This window comes from Allobosea sp. TAF32, from assembly GCF_052113585.1.
Taxonomy (GTDB): Bacteria; Pseudomonadota; Alphaproteobacteria; order Rhizobiales; family Beijerinckiaceae; genus Allobosea.
The window spans coordinates 194,489-211,994 of the sequence record NZ_JBFRDM010000003.1 but is presented as its reverse complement, the minus strand read 5'-3'; the positions used below and the strand labels follow the sequence as shown (position 1 = coordinate 211,994).

15 protein-coding genes and 1 pseudogene are annotated in these 17,506 nt (G+C 65.4%); 14 read left to right on the top strand and 2 right to left on the bottom strand.

Translation table 11 applies throughout. From position 1 onward, the window contains the following. Nucleotides 1-131: 131 nt before the first annotated feature. The 10 genes from AB4Z16_RS08515 (at nt 132) to AB4Z16_RS08470 (ending at nt 10,441) form a co-directional block, all read left to right on the top strand. Complete coding sequence (locus AB4Z16_RS08515) at nt 132-1,076, top strand: heme o synthase (protein ID WP_441510905.1); 945 nt, start codon at nt 132-134, stop codon at nt 1,074-1,076. Beyond that, on the top strand, nt 1,073-1,246 hold the full coding sequence (locus tag AB4Z16_RS08510; protein WP_441510904.1) for a hypothetical protein: 174 nt from the start codon (nt 1,073-1,075) through the stop codon (nt 1,244-1,246). Before AB4Z16_RS08515 ends, AB4Z16_RS08510 begins: the two co-directional genes overlap by 4 nt. Beyond that, the gene (locus tag AB4Z16_RS08505; RefSeq protein ID WP_441510903.1) at nt 1,246-1,857 is read left to right on the top strand and encodes a cytochrome c oxidase assembly protein; all 612 of its coding nucleotides are present in this window, start codon (nt 1,246-1,248) and stop codon (nt 1,855-1,857) included. The genes AB4Z16_RS08510 and AB4Z16_RS08505 overlap by 1 nt, the downstream gene beginning before the upstream one ends. Before the next feature lie 53 nt (nt 1,858-1,910). After that, a complete protein-coding gene (locus tag AB4Z16_RS08500; RefSeq protein ID WP_441510902.1) occupies nt 1,911-2,774 on the top strand; it encodes a cytochrome c oxidase subunit 3 in 864 nt (287 codons plus the stop codon). Between the two features lie 81 nt (nt 2,775-2,855). Further along, nucleotides 2,856-3,230, top strand: a complete 375-nt coding sequence (locus AB4Z16_RS08495) for a DUF983 domain-containing protein (RefSeq protein ID WP_441510901.1) — start codon at nt 2,856-2,858, stop codon at nt 3,228-3,230. Continuing rightward, nucleotides 3,227-3,991 carry an SURF1 family protein gene (locus AB4Z16_RS08490; RefSeq protein ID WP_441510900.1) on the top strand — a complete coding sequence of 255 codons (765 nt, stop codon included), beginning with the start codon at nt 3,227-3,229 and terminating at the stop codon, nt 3,989-3,991. The genes AB4Z16_RS08495 and AB4Z16_RS08490 overlap by 4 nt, the downstream gene beginning before the upstream one ends. A gap of 71 nt (nt 3,992-4,062) precedes the next feature. Next, a complete protein-coding gene (gene thrC, locus AB4Z16_RS08485) occupies nt 4,063-5,478 on the top strand; it encodes a threonine synthase (protein ID WP_441510899.1) in 1,416 nt (471 codons plus the stop codon). A 20-nt stretch (nt 5,479-5,498) separates the two neighbouring features. Beyond that, nucleotides 5,499-6,815, top strand: a complete 1,317-nt coding sequence (locus AB4Z16_RS08480; RefSeq protein WP_441511188.1) for a M16 family metallopeptidase — start codon at nt 5,499-5,501, stop codon at nt 6,813-6,815. 6 nt (nt 6,816-6,821) lie between these two features. Beyond that, nucleotides 6,822-7,421 carry a GNAT family N-acetyltransferase gene (locus AB4Z16_RS08475; protein ID WP_441510898.1) on the top strand — a complete coding sequence of 200 codons (600 nt, stop codon included), beginning with the start codon at nt 6,822-6,824 and terminating at the stop codon, nt 7,419-7,421. 77 nt (nt 7,422-7,498) lie between these two features. Then, nucleotides 7,499-10,441, top strand: a complete 2,943-nt coding sequence (locus AB4Z16_RS08470; RefSeq protein ID WP_441510897.1) for an EAL domain-containing protein — start codon at nt 7,499-7,501, stop codon at nt 10,439-10,441. 262 nt (nt 10,442-10,703) lie between these two features. Here the strand turns inward: AB4Z16_RS08470 and AB4Z16_RS08465 are convergent, their stop codons facing one another. After that, nucleotides 10,704-11,315 (bottom strand): YqgE/AlgH family protein, encoded by a 612-nt coding sequence (locus AB4Z16_RS08465; RefSeq protein WP_441510896.1) that lies wholly within the window; start codon nt 11,313-11,315, stop codon nt 10,704-10,706. Nucleotides 11,316-11,554: 239 nt separating this feature from the next. On the opposite strand from AB4Z16_RS08465, the gene AB4Z16_RS08460 reads away from it, so the two are divergent. From AB4Z16_RS08460 to AB4Z16_RS08450, 3 genes and pseudogenes are all read left to right on the top strand, one after another. Continuing rightward, nucleotides 11,555-12,418, top strand: a complete 864-nt coding sequence (locus AB4Z16_RS08460; protein WP_441510895.1) for a protein-disulfide reductase DsbD domain-containing protein — start codon at nt 11,555-11,557, stop codon at nt 12,416-12,418. 51 nt (nt 12,419-12,469) lie between these two features. Continuing rightward, nucleotides 12,470-12,955 (top strand): peroxiredoxin, encoded by a 486-nt coding sequence (locus AB4Z16_RS08455; RefSeq protein ID WP_441510894.1) that lies wholly within the window; start codon nt 12,470-12,472, stop codon nt 12,953-12,955. 309 nt (nt 12,956-13,264) lie between these two features. Continuing rightward, nucleotides 13,265-14,891 (top strand): annotated as a pseudogene (locus AB4Z16_RS08450) (arylsulfatase). A 65-nt stretch (nt 14,892-14,956) separates the two neighbouring features. On the opposite strand, the gene AB4Z16_RS08445 reads toward AB4Z16_RS08450, so the two are convergent. Then, entirely contained in the window at nt 14,957-16,471 is a 1,515-nt protein-coding gene (locus AB4Z16_RS08445; protein WP_441510893.1) for an EF-hand domain-containing protein, read from the bottom strand. Between the two features lie 433 nt (nt 16,472-16,904). On the opposite strand from AB4Z16_RS08445, the gene AB4Z16_RS08440 reads away from it, so the two are divergent. Further along, the gene (locus tag AB4Z16_RS08440; protein WP_441510892.1) at nt 16,905-17,354 is read left to right on the top strand and encodes a GNAT family N-acetyltransferase; all 450 of its coding nucleotides are present in this window, start codon (nt 16,905-16,907) and stop codon (nt 17,352-17,354) included. Nucleotides 17,355-17,506 lie beyond the last annotated feature (152 nt).

Genomic DNA, 17,506 nt, shown 5'->3' with positions numbered 1-17,506 from the left:
ACCCCACGGTCCGCCGCCGCCCCTCCCCCGAGCGCCTTGCGAGGCGTTCCGGAGACGGGCGGCATCACAACAGCCGCGAACACCCTGCGCCCACGGGCGCCGTTCACAAGAGTACGAAGACGATCCGACTGATGTCTGCTGCGTTCGAAACCCGCACCGACGGCCTGACCACCTCCACCGGCGAGGCGCGCGACTTCTTCGCGCTGCTGAAGCCGCGGGTGATGTCGCTCGTCGTGGTGACGGCGCTGACCGGTATGGCGACAGCCCCGGGCTCCGTGCACCCCGTCCTCGGCTTCGCCGCGCTGCTGGCGATTGCAGTCGGTGCGGGCGCGTCGGGTTGCCTCAACATGTGGTACGACGCCGACATCGACGCGCTGATGAGCCGCACGGCCAAGCGCCCGATTCCGGCGGGCCGGATTCAGCCCTCCGAAGCGCTCGCCTTCGGCCTGACGCTGTCGGTCGGATCCGTGCTGGTGCTCGGCCTGATCGCGAATGCGCTCGCAGCCGGCATGCTGGCCTTCACCATCTTCTTCTATGCCGTCGTCTACTCGATGTGGCTGAAGCGCTGGACCCCGCAAAACATCGTCATCGGCGGCGCCGCCGGCGCTTTCCCGCCCATGATCGGCGAGGCCGTGGTGACCGGCAATTTCGGCTGGCACTCGCTGGTGCTGTTCGCGATCATCTTCCTGTGGACGCCGCCTCATTTCTGGGCGCTGGCGCTGGTCAAGTCCGAGGATTACGCGCGGGCGGGCATCCCGATGATGCCGAATGTCGCCGGCCCCGCCGCGACCCGGCGGCAGATCGTGCTCTATTCGCTGATCATGGCTCCTGTCGCCGTGCTGCCGGCGCTGATGGGCTTCGGCGGCCTGATCTACCTGATCGTCTCGGTGACCACCGGGCTCGCGATGGTCTGGCTCGCGATCCAGGTCTGGCGCCGTACGGAAGGTCAGGCTGCCATCAAGGCCTGCTGGTCCCTGTTCGGCTTTTCGATCGTCTATCTCTTCCTGCTCTTCGCCGTGCTGCTCGTCGAGAACGGTTTTGGCCTGATGTGGGCCCTGCCGAAGGTGATCGGATGAGCGAGCAACACCCCCAGAAGCCGGCACCGGCACCGTTCTCGCCCGAGGATATGGCGCGCCGCCGCCGCCGCTCGATCGCGCTCGCGCTGGTGCTCGGCGGGCTCGTGATCTTCTTCTTCGTGGTGACGCTGGTGAAGACCGGCCCCGCCATCCTGAACCGGCCGCTGTGATGGCGAATCCCGTCCCGCAGAAACCCAAGGGCAACCCGGCGCGCACCGCACTGGTCTGCGTCGGCGTCGCTTTCGGCATGCTTGGTGCGTCCTTCGCGGCGGTGCCGCTCTATGATCTGTTCTGCAAGGTCACCGGCTTCGGCGGCACGCCGAAGGTCGGCACGGCCGGTGCCGGCAAGATCCTCGACCGGACGATGTCGGTGCGCTTCGACGCCAATGTCGCGCCGGGGCTCGGCTGGAAGTTCGAAGCGGAGAGCCCGGAGATCAAAGTCCAGGTCGGCGCGACCCAGACCGTGTTCTACAAGATGACGAATCGCTCGGACCGCACTGTGACCGGCATCGCGACCTACAATATCGCGCCGGACAAGGCGGCCGCCTATTTCGTCAAAATCCAGTGCTTCTGCTTTACCGAGCATACGCTGAAGCCCGGCGAGAGCTTCGAGGCACCGGTGGTGTTCTATATCGACCCCGAAATCGCTGGGAATCGCGAACTCGACGGCGTCCACGCCATCACATTGTCCTATACCTATTTCGCCTCGAAGTCGGGCCAGCCCGTCGCCGAGGACAAGGCTGGCTCCGTCAAGGGTGACGCGGGCAATTCGAAACTGTAGAACGCGCTAGAGCAAATGCGCGGACAAGACGTCGTACGCGGAGACTGAATACGATGGCCGGGGCCCATACGAAGCACCACGACTACCACCTCGTCGATCCGAGCCCGTGGCCGCTCGTCGGCGCCGCGAGCGCGACGATCATGGCGATCGGCGCCGTGATGTGGATGAAGGCGCTGCCGGTCGGCGGCATGCATATCGGCCCGCTCGTGTTCGGCGCCGGCCTGCTCGGCGTGCTCTACACCATGCTCGCCTGGTGGATGGACGTGATCCGCGAGGCCGAGAAGGAAGGCCACCACACCCGCGTCGTCCAGCTCCATCACCGCTACGGCATGATCATGTTCATCGCCTCCGAGGTGATGTTCTTCGTCGCGTGGTTCTGGGCCTATTTCGACGCCAGCCTGTTCTCGGGCGAGACGATCAATTATCTCCGCTACGACTTCACCGGCGGCGTCTGGCCCCCGAAGGGCATCGAGACCTTCGATCCCTGGCACCTGCCGCTCCTCAACACCCTGATCCTGCTGACCTCGGGCACCACGGTGACCTGGGCGCATTATGCGCTGATCAACAATGATCGCGCCGGCCTGAAGCAGGGCCTGTGGCTCACCGTGATCCTCGGCGTCCTGTTCACGCTGTGCCAGGCTTACGAGTATTCGCACGCCACTTTCGCCTTCAAGGGCAACATCTACGGCGCCACCTTCTTCATGGCGACCGGCTTCCACGGCGCCCATGTCATCATCGGCACGATCTTCCTGGCCGTGTGCCTCTACCGGTCCTATCTCGGCCACTTCAAGCCGCAGCAGCATCTCGGCTTCGAATTCGCCGCCTGGTACTGGCACTTCGTCGACGTGGTCTGGCTGTTCCTGTTCGCCTCGATCTATGTCTGGGGCGCCGGCGCGCACGCAGCCGCCGCGCATTGATCACGCGCCGTACCGCGCCCTCGCGGTTCTCGTCTGACGAAAGGCGGCCGCGAGGCCGCCTTTCGCGCTTCGGAGGCTATGATGGCCGGTTCTGAACCCACACCTCCTTCGCCCTACTCGACGGGGCTGGCGGGCCGCTGTCCACGCTGCGGCGAGGGGGCGCTGTTCGACGGCTTCCTCAAGTTGAAGCCGCGCTGCAGCGCCTGCGGCCTCGACTATAAATTCGCCGACTCGGCCGACGGCCCTGCCGTCTTCATCATGCTGATCGCCGGCTTCATTGTTCTGGGAGCGGCGCTCTATGTCGAGATCGCCTATGAACCGCCGATCTGGCTGCACCTCATGATGTGGCTGCCGCTGGCACTGGTCATCTGCCTTGCCCTGCTCAGGCCGATGAAGGGGCTGGCAGTCGCGCTGCAATACGCCAACAAAGCCGAGGAAGGCAGGCGGGCGAAGTGACCGCGCAAACCGCAAGCGACCGGAAACCCGGGCTGCTCCTGCCGACCGTCCTAACGATCATCGGAACGGCGATCCTCTGCATGCTCGGAACCTGGCAACTCCAGCGCATGCAGGAGAAGCACGCCTATATCGAGCGCCTGCAGGCACAAGCCGCCGGAGCGCCCGGCGCGATTCCGCCGAGCGCCGAATGGGCCAAGCTCGATGCAGCGGCGCTCGATCTCTCCCGCGTCGCCGCGAAGGGCACCTATGTCGACGGGCCGATCGCCGGAGTCCGCACCACGATCGCCGCCGGGCCGCCCGGCTCGCGGCAGCTCTCCGGCTTCGGCCGCTGGGTGTTCCAGGGTTTCAGGCTCGCGGATGGCGGCATCATTCTGGTCAATCGCGGCTTCGTGCCGGAAAGCCGCATGGGCCAGATCGGCCCGGCGAGCGGGCCGGACACGGTCACGGGCTTCCTGCGGGCGCCCGAAACCCGCAACAGCTTCACGCCGGAAGACCTGCCGGCGATCCGCGAATTCTACACGCGCGACCCCGCGGCGATCGCCGCGTCCCTCGGCTTGCCGCCGGCGCCGTTCTATCTGGAAGCCGAGCGCGAAGGCGACGGAATGAGGCCGCCGGCAGGGGTGGATGTGCGCGAGCTCATCGACCGCATCCCCGACAATCACCTGCAATACGCCCTGACCTGGTTCGGCCTGGCGCTGACATTGCTCGGCGTCTTCGCCGCCTATGCCTGGCAGGCGCGGAAAGGGTCCGCACCGACCTGATGTCGTTCAGGTTTTGCCGAAACCGCCGGACCGGCCTATAGCATCAAGCTGAGATCACCGAGGCCAAGATCGTGCTGCATGTTTCCACCCGGGGTGAAGCCCCGGCGCTGAGCTTTTCCGACGCGCTGCTGACCGGGCTCGCCCGCGACGGCGGCCTCTATCTGCCGCAAGCCTGGCCGGCGCTCACGAAAACGGAGATCGCCGGCTTCGCCGGGAAGCCCTATACGGCCGTGGCCGAACGCGTGCTCGGCGCGCTGACCGACGGCGACATCGAGAGCGGCGCGCTCTCCGGCATGATCCATCAGGCTTATGCCGGCTTCCGCCATCCGGCCGTCTGCCCGCTGACGCAGATCGGCGACAACCTCTTCGTACTGGAACTCTTCCACGGCCCGACGCTCGCCTTCAAGGACGTCGCGATGCAATTGCTCGGCCGGCTGATGGATCATGTGCTGGGCCAGCGCGGCCAGCGCGCCACCATCGTCGGCGCGACGTCCGGCGACACCGGCGGCGCGGCCATCGACGCCTTCAAGGGGTTGAAGAGCGTCGATGTCTTCATCCTCTATCCGCAGGGCCGCGTCTCCGATGTGCAGCGCCGGCAGATGACGACGGTCGACGCGCCGAACGTCCATGCCATCGCGGTCGAAGGCACCTTCGACGACTGCCAGAACCTCGTGAAGGCGATGTTCAACCATCACGCCTTCCGCGACGAGATCGGGCTCTCGGGCGTCAACTCGATCAACTGGGCCCGCATCGCCGCTCAGGTGGTCTATTACTTCACCTCGGCCGTCTCGCTGGGCGGGCCGGAGCGCAAGGTCTCCTTCACGGTCCCGACCGGCAATTTCGGCGACATCCTCGCCGGCTGGGTCGCCAAGCAGATGGGCCTGCCCATCGAGCGGCTGACCATCGCGACGAACAGCAACGACATCCTGGCGCGGACGCTGGAAACGGGCGTCTACGAGATGCGCGGCGTGGCGGCGACGACCTCGCCCTCGATGGACATCCAGATCTCGTCCAATTTCGAGCGGCTGCTGTTCGAAGCGCATGACCGCGACGGCGCGGCCGTGCGCCGGCTGATGCAGTCGCTGCAGCAATCCGGCCGCTTCGAGATCGCGGACGGACCGCTCCAGCGCATCCGCAGCGAGTTCGATGCCGCCTCCCAAAGCGAGGAGGAGGTCGCCGCCGAGATCAGGAAGAGCTGGACCGAGGCCGGCTATCTGCTCGATCCGCACACCGCGATCGGCGTCGGCGCCGCGCGTCTGGCGCTCAAGCGCGATCCGGCGACGCCGATGATCGTGCTCGGCACTGCCCATCCCGCCAAGTTCCCGGCCGCCGTGAAGGCCGCGAGCGGCGTCGAGCCGGAGCTGCCCGCCCATCTCTCCGATCTGATGGAGCGCAAGGAGCGGGTGACGCTGCTGCCGAACGATCTCGGCAAGGTCGAAACCTTCGTGCGCGAGCATGCGCGCGCCGTTCGGGGAGCGGCAGCGTGAGCGCGACGCCCCCGGTCGAGATCGTCGAACTCGCCGCGCCCGCGCGGAAAGAAGGCGCGCATGACCCCGATGTCCAGCTGACCACCCTGCCCTCGGGCCTGCGCATCGTCTCGCAGCGCATGGACCATGCCGCGACCGTCTCGCTCGGCATCTGGATCGGAGCTGGATCACGCGACGAGCTGCCGCATGAGCACGGCCTCGCCCATCTGCTCGAGCACATGGCGTTCAAGGGCACGGCGCGGCGCAATGCCCGCGAGATCGCCGAGGAGATCGAGGGCGTCGGCGGCGATCTCAACGCCGCGACATCCGTCGAATACACCTGCTACACCGCCCGCGTCCTCGGCACCGATCTCGCACTCGCCGTCGACATCCTCGCCGACATCGTCACTTCGCCGGCCCTCACCGAGGAGGAGCTGAAACGCGAGAAGGGTGTGATCCTGCAGGAGATTTCTGCCGTTCAGGACACGCCGGACGACCTCGTCTATGACCGCTTCCTGCAGGCGGCCTTCCCCGACCAGCCGATCGGCCGGCCGATCCTCGGCACGGCCGCGACAGTGCAGAGCTTCACGCCGGATGCGATCCGCGCCTATCTCGCCCGCAACTACCATGCCGGCAATATGGTGCTCGCCGCGTCCGGCGCCGTCGGTCATGACGAACTGGTGGCGCTCGCTCGTGAGCATCTATCGAATCTGCCGGCGCAGCCCGCGGAAGTGCCCGAACGCGAGGCCGGTACATATCGAGGCGGCGAAGCCAGGATCGGCAGCGACGAGGAGCAGGTCCATCTCGTGCTCGGCCTGCCCGGCAAGTCCTTTACCGGCGGCGCGCATTACGCTTTGCAGATCTTCGCCTCGGTGCTGGGCGGCGGGCTGTCATCGCGCCTGTTCCAGGAGGTGCGCGAGCAGCGCGGCCTGGCCTATGCGATCGATGCCTTCCACTGGCCTTTCTCGGATTGCGGCGTCTTCGGCATCGGCGCCGGCACCGCGCCTGAGGATGCGAACGAGCTGATCGAAGTTGCGCTCGGCTGCCTGCGCCAGGCGGCGGAGGATGTCAGCGAGGTCGAGGTGGCGCGAGCCCGCGCGCAGATGAAGGTGGGGCTGCTCGCCTCGCTCGAAAGTCCTGGCGGCAAGCTGGAGCAGATGGCGCGGCAGGTGCTGATCTTCGGCCGGGCAATCCCGCGCGAGGAACTTGCCGCCCGTCTCGACGCGGTCACGCTCGAGGATGTGCGCGCTGCGGGCCGCTCGCTACTCGGCCACCAGCCGACCATCGCGGCGATCGGCCCGATCCACGGTATTCCCGGGGCCAAGCGCCTGCGTCAGGCTGCCCGGGCAGCGGACTGAACGGCGATGGCGCTCTTCCGTTTCCCGAGCGAGCCGCCGAGCCGCCCGTTGATACGGACGCCGAATCTCTATCTGCGTGCGCCGCAGGCCAGCGACTACTCCGCCTGGGCCATGCTGCGGATCGAAAGCCGCGACTTCCTGACCCCCTGGGAGCCGACCTGGAACGAGGACGACCTGACCCGGGCCTCCTTCCGGCTGCGCGCCAAGCGAGCGGCACGCGAAATCGCCAGCGACGAAGCCTATTCGCTGTTCATCTTCGAAGCCCATACCGAGATCCTGCTCGGCGGGTTGACCCTTGGCCTGATCCGCCGCGGCGTCGCCCAGGCCTGCACGCTCGGCTACTGGATGGGCAAGCGCCATGCCGGCAAGGGGCACATGGCCGAAGCCGTGCGCGGCGCGGTGCGCTTTGCCTTCTCCGAGCTTGCACTGCACCGGGTCGAGGCCGCCTGCTTGCCGAACAACGAACCGTCGCGGCGGCTGCTGGAGCGGATCGGGTTCCAGCACGAGGGGCTGGCGCGGGCCTATCTCAAGATCAACGGCGTCTGGGCCGACCATCTGCTCTACGCGGTGCTTTCGGGCGATGCGTTGCCCGGAGCGAAGCCGTGAAGGCAGCGGTTGACCACAGCCACGCTCTGCCTTGCCCTTGCCATGAGCGACCAATAGGGATTTTCGTTCAAGTTCGAATGATTGTCTCCCGCCTGATAGCCGAGCACAGCTTGTCCATTTCCGAGCGCATCCTCCGGATCGGCCTCGCCGTCGCCGGCCTTGCCGTGTGGTTCAGTTTCGCGACCGTGACGCCAGCCAGCGCCGTCGATGCGGTGCGCGTCCCGGTCGATGTGCCGGTGATTGATCTCACCAATGTCGTCGAGCGCAACAAGTCGGACGGCGACGTCATCCAGATCTCGACCGCGCCGGGGCCGGACGGCATCGTCCGCCGCATCGCGGTCAGGGCGCGCGAATCGGGCGCCCGGCCGGACTGGATCGTCTTCGCGCTGACGAACGATTCCGATGAGCAGATCGACCGGCTGCTGGTCGCGCCCTTTCACCGGCTGATCGGCTCCGGCGTGGTCTGGCCCGATCTGGGCGACAAGCGCATCGAGGCGGTGACGGCGAGCCAAGGCCTCTCGCCTGACCGCGAAGCCAGCCCCGACGCCGATGTCTTCCTGATCACGCTCGACCCCGGCACGACCGTGACCTTCGTAGCCGAGCTGAAGTCTCCGAACCTGCCGCAGCTCTATCTCTACGAGTCGGAAGCCTATCGCCAGAAGACCAACGGGCTGACGCTCTACAAGGGCATCATCATCGGCATCGCCGGCCTGCTCGCGCTCTTCCTGACCATCATCTTCGTGGTCAAGGGCGCGGTGATCTTTCCGGCTGCCGCGGCGCTCGCTTGGGCGGTCCTTGCCTATGCCGGCCTCGATTTCGGGTTCTTCCAGCGCCTTTTCCCACTCACGCCCGCGATCGAGCGCATCTACCGGGCGGGCGCGGAAGTCGTGCTTGCCGCGACGCTGCTCGTTTTCCTGTTCGCCTATCTCAACCTGTCGCGCTGGCATGTGCGCTATGGCCATGTCACGGCGATCTGGATCATCGGCCTTGCCGGCCTGATCGGCCTTGCCGTCTTCGACGCGCCGATGGCATCCGGCATCGCGCGCATCTCGATCGCGGCTGTCGCGGCGATCGGCTTCATCCTGGTCGTGCATCTGGCGACGCATGGCTACGAGCGGGCGGTGATGCTGATCCCGACCTGGTTCCTGCTCGCTGTCTGGGTCACCGCCGCGAGCTTCACGGTCACCGGGCAGTTCCAGCGCGACCTCGTGGCCCCTGCCCTCTTGGGCGGCCTCGTGCTGATCGTGCTGCTGATCGGCTTTACCGTGATCCAGCACGCCTTCGCCGGCGGCGCGATCTCGCAGGGGCTCGTCTCCGACACCGAGCGGCGGGCGCTGGCGCTTTCCGGCTCCGGCGACCTCGTCTTCGACTGGGACGTCAGCTCCGACAAGGTCTTCGTCTCGCCGCAGATCGAGACGCTGCTCGGCCTGCCGAAGGGCTCGCTCGAAGGCTCGGCCGCACGCTGGCTGGAGCACATGCATGTCGCCGACCGTGACCGCTACCGCGTCACGCTCGACGCCGTGCTGGAGCAACGCCGCGGCAAGCTCAACCTCGACCTGCGCCTGCGCTCCGCCAACGGCGCCTATCACTGGTTCAACGTCAAAGCGCGGCCCGTCATCGGCTCGGACGGCGAAGTCATCCGCGTCATCGGCACGCTCTCCGACGTCACCGAGCAGCGCACGGCACAGGAGCGGCTGCTGCACGACGCCGTCCATGACAACCTGACCGGGCTTCCCAACCGCAAGCTGTTCCAGGACCGGCTGGGCGCGATCTTCGGCTTCACCCGCGCCGACGACAATATCCGCCCGACCGTACTCGTCATCGATGTAGACCGCTTCAAGCAGGTCAATGAATCGGTTGGTTTCTCAGCCGGCGACTCGATCCTGCTGACGCTGGCACGGCGCCTTGGCCGGCTGCTCAGGGCGCAGGACACACTCGCCCGCATCGGCGGCGACACCTTCGCGATGATCCTGGTCTCGGAGCGCGATCCCGAGCGCGTCCTCGCACTGGCCGAACTCGTGCGCCGGGCCGTCTCGACGCCGATCACCTATGCCGAGCGGGAGATCGTGCTGACCCCCTCGATCGGGCTCGCCCTGTTCGACCCCTCGCCTGCTGCCCGCAAGGACGATGCGCTGAAGAACGCCGAGCTCGCCATGGCCCATGCCAAGCGCCAGGGCGGCAACAAGATCGAGATCTTCGTTCCGGCGATGCGGACCGACCGCAACGACAGGCTCGCACTGGAGAGCGACCTGCGCCGGGCGATCGAGCGCAACGAGATCCAGGTCATGTACCAGCCGATCGTCCGGCTGGAGGACCGCACCATCGCCGGGTTCGAGGCGCTTGTGCGCTGGGACCACCCGCGCGAGGGGCGGTTGATGCCGCAGGACTTCCTCGCCATCGCCGAGGAAACCGGGCTGATCGTCGATCTCGGCGTCTATGTGATGGACAAGACGGCCCGCGAGCTCGAAGCCTGGCAGGCGGCACTCGAAGTCGACCCGCCGATCTTCGCCAGCGTCAATGTCTCCAGCCGGCAGTTGCTGCGCCACGACCTGCTGCACGATGTGAAGACCGTTCTCGGGCGGCGGCGCGTGCTGCCGGGCACGCTCAAGCTCGAAATCACCGAAAGCCTGGTGATGGAAAACCCGGAATATGCGGCGCAGATGCTGCAGCGCATCCGCGACCTCGGCGCCGGTCTCTCGCTCGATGATTTCGGGACGGGCTATTCCTCGCTGTCCTATCTGCAGCGCTTCCCCTTCGACACGATCAAGATCGACCAGAGCTTCGTGCGCCAGATGGGCAATGGCCGCCCGCCGGTGATCCTGCGCTCGATCGTGCAGCTCGCCTCCGATCTCGGCATGGATGTCGTGGCCGAGGGCGCGGAGAGCGAGTCCGATGCCATCGAGCTCTACCAGATCGGCTGCCAATACGCGCAAGGCTACATCTTCGGCCAGCCGATGACCGCGGCCGAGGCGCGGCGCCTGATGGGGGCGACGGCTGCGGCGGCGACAGAGATGGCGTAGGCGGCCGAGCCATCGAGCGGGCAGAAGGCCTGAGGTCCAAAGACGGCTGAACGCGGCGCTCGCCGTCAGGATCGGGCTTGTCCCGACCAGCCACGTCTTCATTCTTCGAGTGCGATGTTCAAAACGCGGATGCTCGCCACAAGGGCGAGCATAACGGAAACGGAATCAGCGCCGTGTCCTTGGGTTGCGGGGCCTTGGCCCATGTCCTTGGGTTGCGGGTCCCTGGCTGGCGCGAGGCCCCGGAATGACCGGAGCTGGCAGCTCAGGCGTGGCCGGCGTCCCGGGAGAGGAATGCAGGTTCGATCCCAAGCTTGTTGAGCGCCCGCTGATACTTCGTCTCGATGCTCTCGTCGAACAGCAAGCCGGGATCGGCCGGGCAGTGCAGCCAGCCATTCGACTGGATCTCCGCCTCGAGCTGTCCAGCGGCCCAGCCGGCATAGCCGAGAGCGAGGACGGCATTTTCCGGTCCGCTACCGATGGCGATAGCTCTGAGGATATCGAGCGTCGCCGTCAGGCAGATGCCGTCGTCGATCGGCAGCGTTGCCGATTCGAGGAAGAAATCCGCCGTATGCAGCACGAAGCCGCGCTTGGTCTCGACCGGGCCGCCGCGCAGGACCTGCATGCGCTCGGCGCTGCTCGGCAGCCGGATGATCTCCTCGGACGGAATGACATCGAGCTGAACGAGCAGATCCGGAAACTTGGTGTCGCCGGCCGGCTTGTTCACGATGATGCCCATGGCGCCATCCTCGGAGTGGGCGCAGACATAGACGACGCTGCGGCTGAAGCGCGTGTCGGCCATCCCGGGCATCGCGATGAGGCACTGCCCGTCCAGATAGCTGCGGCCGCCGAGGCGGGGTTGTGAGCCGATCTTCATCCCCCGTATGCTAGGCGCTGTCGGGGAGGCTCGGCAAGGCTCGATGTGAGCGGGCGCCTCCGGCTTCGCGCAAACCCGACATCCGCGCCGCGTCCAAGCGATGCGCGGGGGCGGTCCTTCGTTGCGGCATCGCGATTGCGCCCCATTTGCGCGCAAGAATGAAGGTTGCGGGAGCCAATTCAGGACGTGAGACGCAGGTTTTGTTCGCTTTTCGGTTTCGCAATGGATAATGCAGGGTCGTGAACCGCATTTTTTCCCTGCTGGCCATGATGCCTCTCGCGCTCGGCGCCGCCGCGCACGCGCAGGAGGCGCCGACCGAGGCCGCGATGTCGCCATGGTCGGCGAGCGAGCATGCGAAGCTGCGCCTGATCGCCGGCCCGACCACTGCGACGGGCAAGCAGCGCGTCGGCGTCGAGATCGTCATGTCTCCGGGTTTCAAGACCTATTGGCGCAGCCCCGGCGAGTTCGGCGTGCCGCCGAACTTCGACTGGTCGGGCTCGACCAATATCGGCGGGCTCGATGTGCGCTGGCCCGTTCCGGAGCGATTTCAGGATTCGGCCGGCTACTCGATCGGTTATGTCGGGGAAGTCGTGATTCCGATCTCTGTCCAGCCGGTCGATCCGTCCCGGCCCGTCCTGGTCGTCCTCAAGCTCGAATATGCCGTCTGCGAGAAGATCTGCATCCCGGCCAAAGGCGAGGCCAGCCTGTGGCTCGAGCCGGGCGTCACGACCGTGACATCGCCGCGGCTGGAGAGTTTCGAGGCGCGCGTGCCGGTATCGGCGAAGCCCGGCCCGCACAAGGAGAAGACCTCGATCCTCGAGGCCAAGCTTGACGACACCGTCGTCGATCCCGGTCTCAGGCTCGTCCTGCAGCCGCCCCCGGAGGGCAAGATCGAGGACATCTTCGTCGAGGGGCCCGGCCAATGGTCCTTCGGTAAATCCCGGCTGACGCCGCAGGGCGACGGCACGGTTGCCGCTCAGATCCGCATCAACGAGCGGCCGAAGAGCGCTGCCGGTCCCGTCCCCCTGATCTTCACCGTTCGCGGGACGCCCAAGCCCGTCGAGATACGGCTCGAACTCGACATCCCCGCCGGCAAGCCCTAATCCCTGAGGCGAAGCGGCCTTCCCGCCGCGGGCTTCACGGAGAAAGACGCAATGACGATCCAGGTGGGTGACAAGCTTCCGCAGGCGACGTTCCGCATCATGACCGTCGATGGCCCGGCTGCCAAGACGACCGAGGACCTGTTCAAGGGCCGCAAGGTCGTGCTCTTCGCCGTGCCCGGCGCGTTCACGCCGACCTGCCACAAGAACCATCTGCCCGGCTATCTGGCCAAGGCCGATGAGATCAAGGCCAAGGGCGTCGACGCCATTCTGGTGACCTCGACCAACGACGTCTTCGTGCTCGACGCCTGGTCGAAGGCGACCGGCGGCGCCGGCGTCATCGAGTTCCTTTCCGACGGTAACGCCGATTTTGCCACGGAAATCGGCCTGTCGATGGACGGCTCGGGCTTCGGCATGGGCACGCGCTCGCGGCGCTATTCGATGCTGGTCGAAGACGGCGTCGTGAAATCCCTCAACGTCGAGGAAGCCGCCGGCAAGGCCGACGCCTCCGGCGCCGAGACGATGCTCGGCCAGCTCTAAGGCTTGCCGGCCGCCAATTGCAGAGCCCGCGCGAGGTCATCGCGCGGGCTTTTCTGTTGGGCTGTGTGTGCCGAGGCGGCCAACGCGGCGAATGCCCGACATGGGCGGGACGCCGCCTTATGGGCACGCGTATTGTTACTGTTACGGACTTCCTCGCGATGCCGCCTGGCGGCAGGATGGCGCGCGGTGCCTAAACCGCGGCAGACGCCGAGGCAACCTAAGATCCAGAATCCGAGAATAGCATTGTTCAAGCCTCTGATGGCCATCTGCTTGACTTTTTAAGTTCAAGATTATGGAGGAGAAGGCAATATGACTGTTAAATCGGTCGAACAATTTGCGACCCCTAAAGAAGGCCCCGATATCAACCGGCGGAACATCTTGCTCTCGGGCTCGGCTCTTGTTGCCGCGGCGACCGGCCTTGGCGCCAGCGCTCAGGCGCAGCAGCCCGCTCCGGCGCCTCAAGCCGCCGCACCGTCCGGGCGCCGCCCCAACATCCTGGTGATCTGGGGCGATGACATCGGAACATGGAACAAACAGCCGCGGCATGATGGGCTACATGACCCCCAACATCGACCGGATCGCGCGTGAAGGCGTGTCGTTCACGGATTATTACGGGCAGCAAAGTTGCACCGCGGGCCGCGCGGCCTTCATCGGCGGAAACGTGCCGGTCCGTACCGGCATGACCAAGGTCGGCCTGCCCGGCGCCGCCGAGGGCTGGCAGAAGACCGATGTCACCATGGCGACGGTGCTGAAATCGCCGGGCTATGCGACCGGTCAGTTCGGCAAGAACCATCAGGGTGACCGCGACGAGCATCTGCCGACCCAGCACGGCTTCGACGAATTCCTCGGCAATCTCTACCACCTCAATGCCGAGGAGGAACCGGAGAACCCCGACTACCCGAAAGACCCCGAGTTCCGGAAGAAGTTCGGGCCGCGCGGCGTGATCAAGGCCTCCGCCGACGGCAAGATCGAGGACACCGGGCCGCTCACGAAGAAGCGGATGGAGACGATCGACGAGGAGACGCTGGCGGCAGCGAAGGACTTCATCCAGCGCCAGGTCCGTGCCAACAAGCCGTTCTTCACCTGGTGGAATGCGACGCGGATGCATTTCCGCACGCATATCAAGCCGGCGAGCCGCGGCAAATCCGGGCAGGACGACTATTCCGACGGCATGGTCGAGCACGACGGAATGGTCGGCGAACTGCTGAAGCTCGTCGACGATCTCGGCATCGCCAACGATACCATCGTCTTTTACTCCACCGATAACGGCCCGCACTACAACACCTGGCCCGATGCCGCCACGACACCATTCCGTAGCGAGAAGAACTCTAACTGGGAGGGTGCTTACCGCGTTCCTGCCTTCGTTCGCTGGCCGGGCAGGTTCCCTGCGGGCACGACGCTGAACGGCATCTTCGCGCATGAAGACTGGTTGCCGACCTTCGCGGCAATCGCCGGGGAGCCCGAGATCAAGGACAAACTCCTGAAAGGCGTGCAGCTCAACGGGCGCAACTACAAGAATTACATCGATGGCTATAACCAGTTCGACTACTTGTCGGGCAAGGTGAAGGAGTCGCCGCGCAATGAATTCTGGTACGTCAATGATGACGGACAGGTCGTTGCGGCCCGCTATCAGGACTGGAAGGTCGTGTTCCTCGAGAACCGAGGCGAGGCGTTCGGCGTCTGGCGCGAGCCCTTCACTGAGCTGCGCGTCCCCCTGCTCTTCCACCTGCGCCGCGACCCGTTCGAGAAGGCGCAACACAATGCCAACGTCTACAATGACTGGTTCCTGGAGCGCGTCTTCGTCATCGTTCCGATTCAGGGTCTCGCGGCCAAGTTCCTGCAAACCATGAAGGATTACCCGCCGAGCCAGACGCCGGGTTCGTTCAATCTGACGAAGATCGAGTCCCAGCTCCGAAGCGCGGCGGGCGGCGGCTGACCGCGCATACGTTCTCCCGAAGCGGCGTGGCTAGCGTCCGCTTCGGGTCGGTCGGGAGCGGACGCTCAGCATTTTGGTCTCTGGATTTCAACTGGGGTGTCAGTCGCCTGTTGAGCGAGGCACGAATGCCCCTGAGTGCCCTCGGGGGCTGGAACTCCATCGAGGAGCACAAAGCGAGCCGAATGGGCACCATAGAGTCCGGCGGGAAATCGCATTTTGCTATGGATGAGGAAGGCGCCGCTCCGGTTGCGGGTCAGCACTCCCTTTTGCACGAGCTGGATCAAACCGAGCTGGCTGGGCAGCACCTCGTAGGCTGTGACGGGCTGCACGGCCACGACGGTTGAAGGATCAATCGCGACAACACCGCCTGGGAAGAAGGAAAAGGCGCCATCGAGGAGCGAAGGCTCAACCTTGCTGAAGTCAATCCCCGCGACTGGGCTGCCAAGCTTTGCCGCGGCCGCCCGCGACTTTGTAGCCTCCGGCGGCATCTTGACGGCGCCGGATGGGACTGAGAAGCCGGACACTTCGTATTGGGCTGCCACGACAGGTTCCTTGCCCGTCTCTCGGCGCACGATCGCGACTGCTGCCTCGGGGCCTTTGGACTGACTGAAAGCCGTCTTGGAGCCGTTCGGCATAGTCTGACTGAAATACGGCAGGCATCCCGTATGAGGCATGAAAACCATCTTATCGGCTCCTACCCCTTTTGCCCCGACCAGAGGGTTTTTCCCGGATGCGGAACCGGGCCCGGCTGAGCTGGAGCTGAGAACGACGCGTTCGAGGCGCTGGGTCGCTCCGGTGAAATCCCAGATGACGCCGCCGTAAGTGCTTATGACGACATAGAGAGGCTGCTCGCCCGGCTCGACCTGAATGGAGCCCGCACCGATCGTCACATCCTGCGAGCCGATGGTCGCTGTCGACACCGAATCCGTTTCGTATGCCGACAGGAGCACAACCTTTGCCCGTTCGGACGCCTTGGGCATCAGGCAAGCTCCACGCGTGGCGATCGCCTGGCGGTCCTCTGCAGCTTTGCGCTCAGCTTGGAGGCCGGCCACGACAACACCGTATTCCTCCGGCGAAACCGTACCGTTCCCGTCGACGTCGAGCGATTTGATCAGCTCCGTGGCTTTCTCGGTGAAGCGCTGCAGATCGACACTACGGGCGTCGCCTCCAAATGCTGCAATGGCATCGCGGGTCAGCACGGGAAGGCCATACAGGTCGGCCGGCTTAGTTCCCGTTGGAGCGGCACCCGCCTCCACCCATGAGACCTTGCCATCACGATCCGTATCGGCATCTTGGAAAGACTTAAGATCGCGCTCCAGTCGCTCTCGACGGCTGGCGAGGAGGTGCCCCGCGTCGAAACGCGTATCGTACTTGTACCTCGCCTGGAACTCCTCCCGCGTGACGAAGCCATCGCCGTCAGCATCCGCATTCATATACCGTCCGGCGGCGGCAAATTTGGCGTTGGCGCCAAGAAAGGCTTCGTGCAACCCGGCATCGGCCTCATCGATCAGGCCATCGCCGTTGGCATCGAGCGTCATGAACGCTTTCTGTATTTGGGCAGCAGACTTCTCGATCGTCATTCCTGGCAGCACGAGCAAGCTCGCCAATCGTGGCGACAGGTCAGCGCGGGCAGGTTGCGAGAGTGCCGAAGCCGAACCCAGTACCAGGAAGCCTGACAGCAACACGACCAGGGATGAAGCACGAGCTCTATTCAATATTGCCTCCTGAATAGCCTGTTCCTCCGCTTAACAGGCCAAGCTTGAGGCGGGCTTAAAGGGATAGTGGGAGACCTTCGAGGTTTCGGGCATGCTCCGTTTACCGAATACAGGAGAAGCGGCCGTGCTAGCGCGCAGGGTGGACAACTAACTTCCGCTTGGGGTCGAGCGCTGACGGCCCCGCCAACTCGCCGTCCTCCTTTCATGGCTTCTTCCGGGTGTTGATCGATCCGATCGCGGCTTGTCATGAGACAAGGCCCGGCCCCCCGGCTAGCGTCTACGCCGGAGGAAAGCCTGCATGTCCGATATCATCATCCGCCCGCTCGCCGCTGCCGACCGCGTCGCCTGGACGCCGCTCTGGCGGGGCTATCTGACCTTCTACAAGGCGACGCTGCCGCCCGAGCTCGACGAGATTACCTTCAACCGGCTGACCGGCGGTCAGGAGCCGATGGGCGGCTTCATCGCGCTGCAGGGCGACAAGGCGCTCGGCATCACCAACTGGGTGATCCACCGCACGACCTGGAGCGAACGGAACATCTGCTATCTGCAGGATCTGTTCACGGTGCCGGAGGCGCGCGGAACCGGCGTCGGCCGCAAGCTGATCGAGGCCGTGAACGCCATGGCGCGGGAGAAGAACTGCTTCCGCGTCTACTGGCAGACGCATGAATCGAACCTGCAGGCGCAGGAGCTCTACGACAAGGTTGCCGACAAGTCGGGCTTCATCGTCTATCGCCAGCCGCTGGCGTGACGAGCAGACAGCCGTCTTCGCATGATCTGACACAAGCCGGGCTGCATAGACGCAGAGGCACGCCTGCGCCTGTGCAATCGCAACGGCCATGCAAGCGCCTATATTGGCAGGAGGCTTGAGCGGACCGCTTTGCAGTGGCCGCCGAGCCGTCC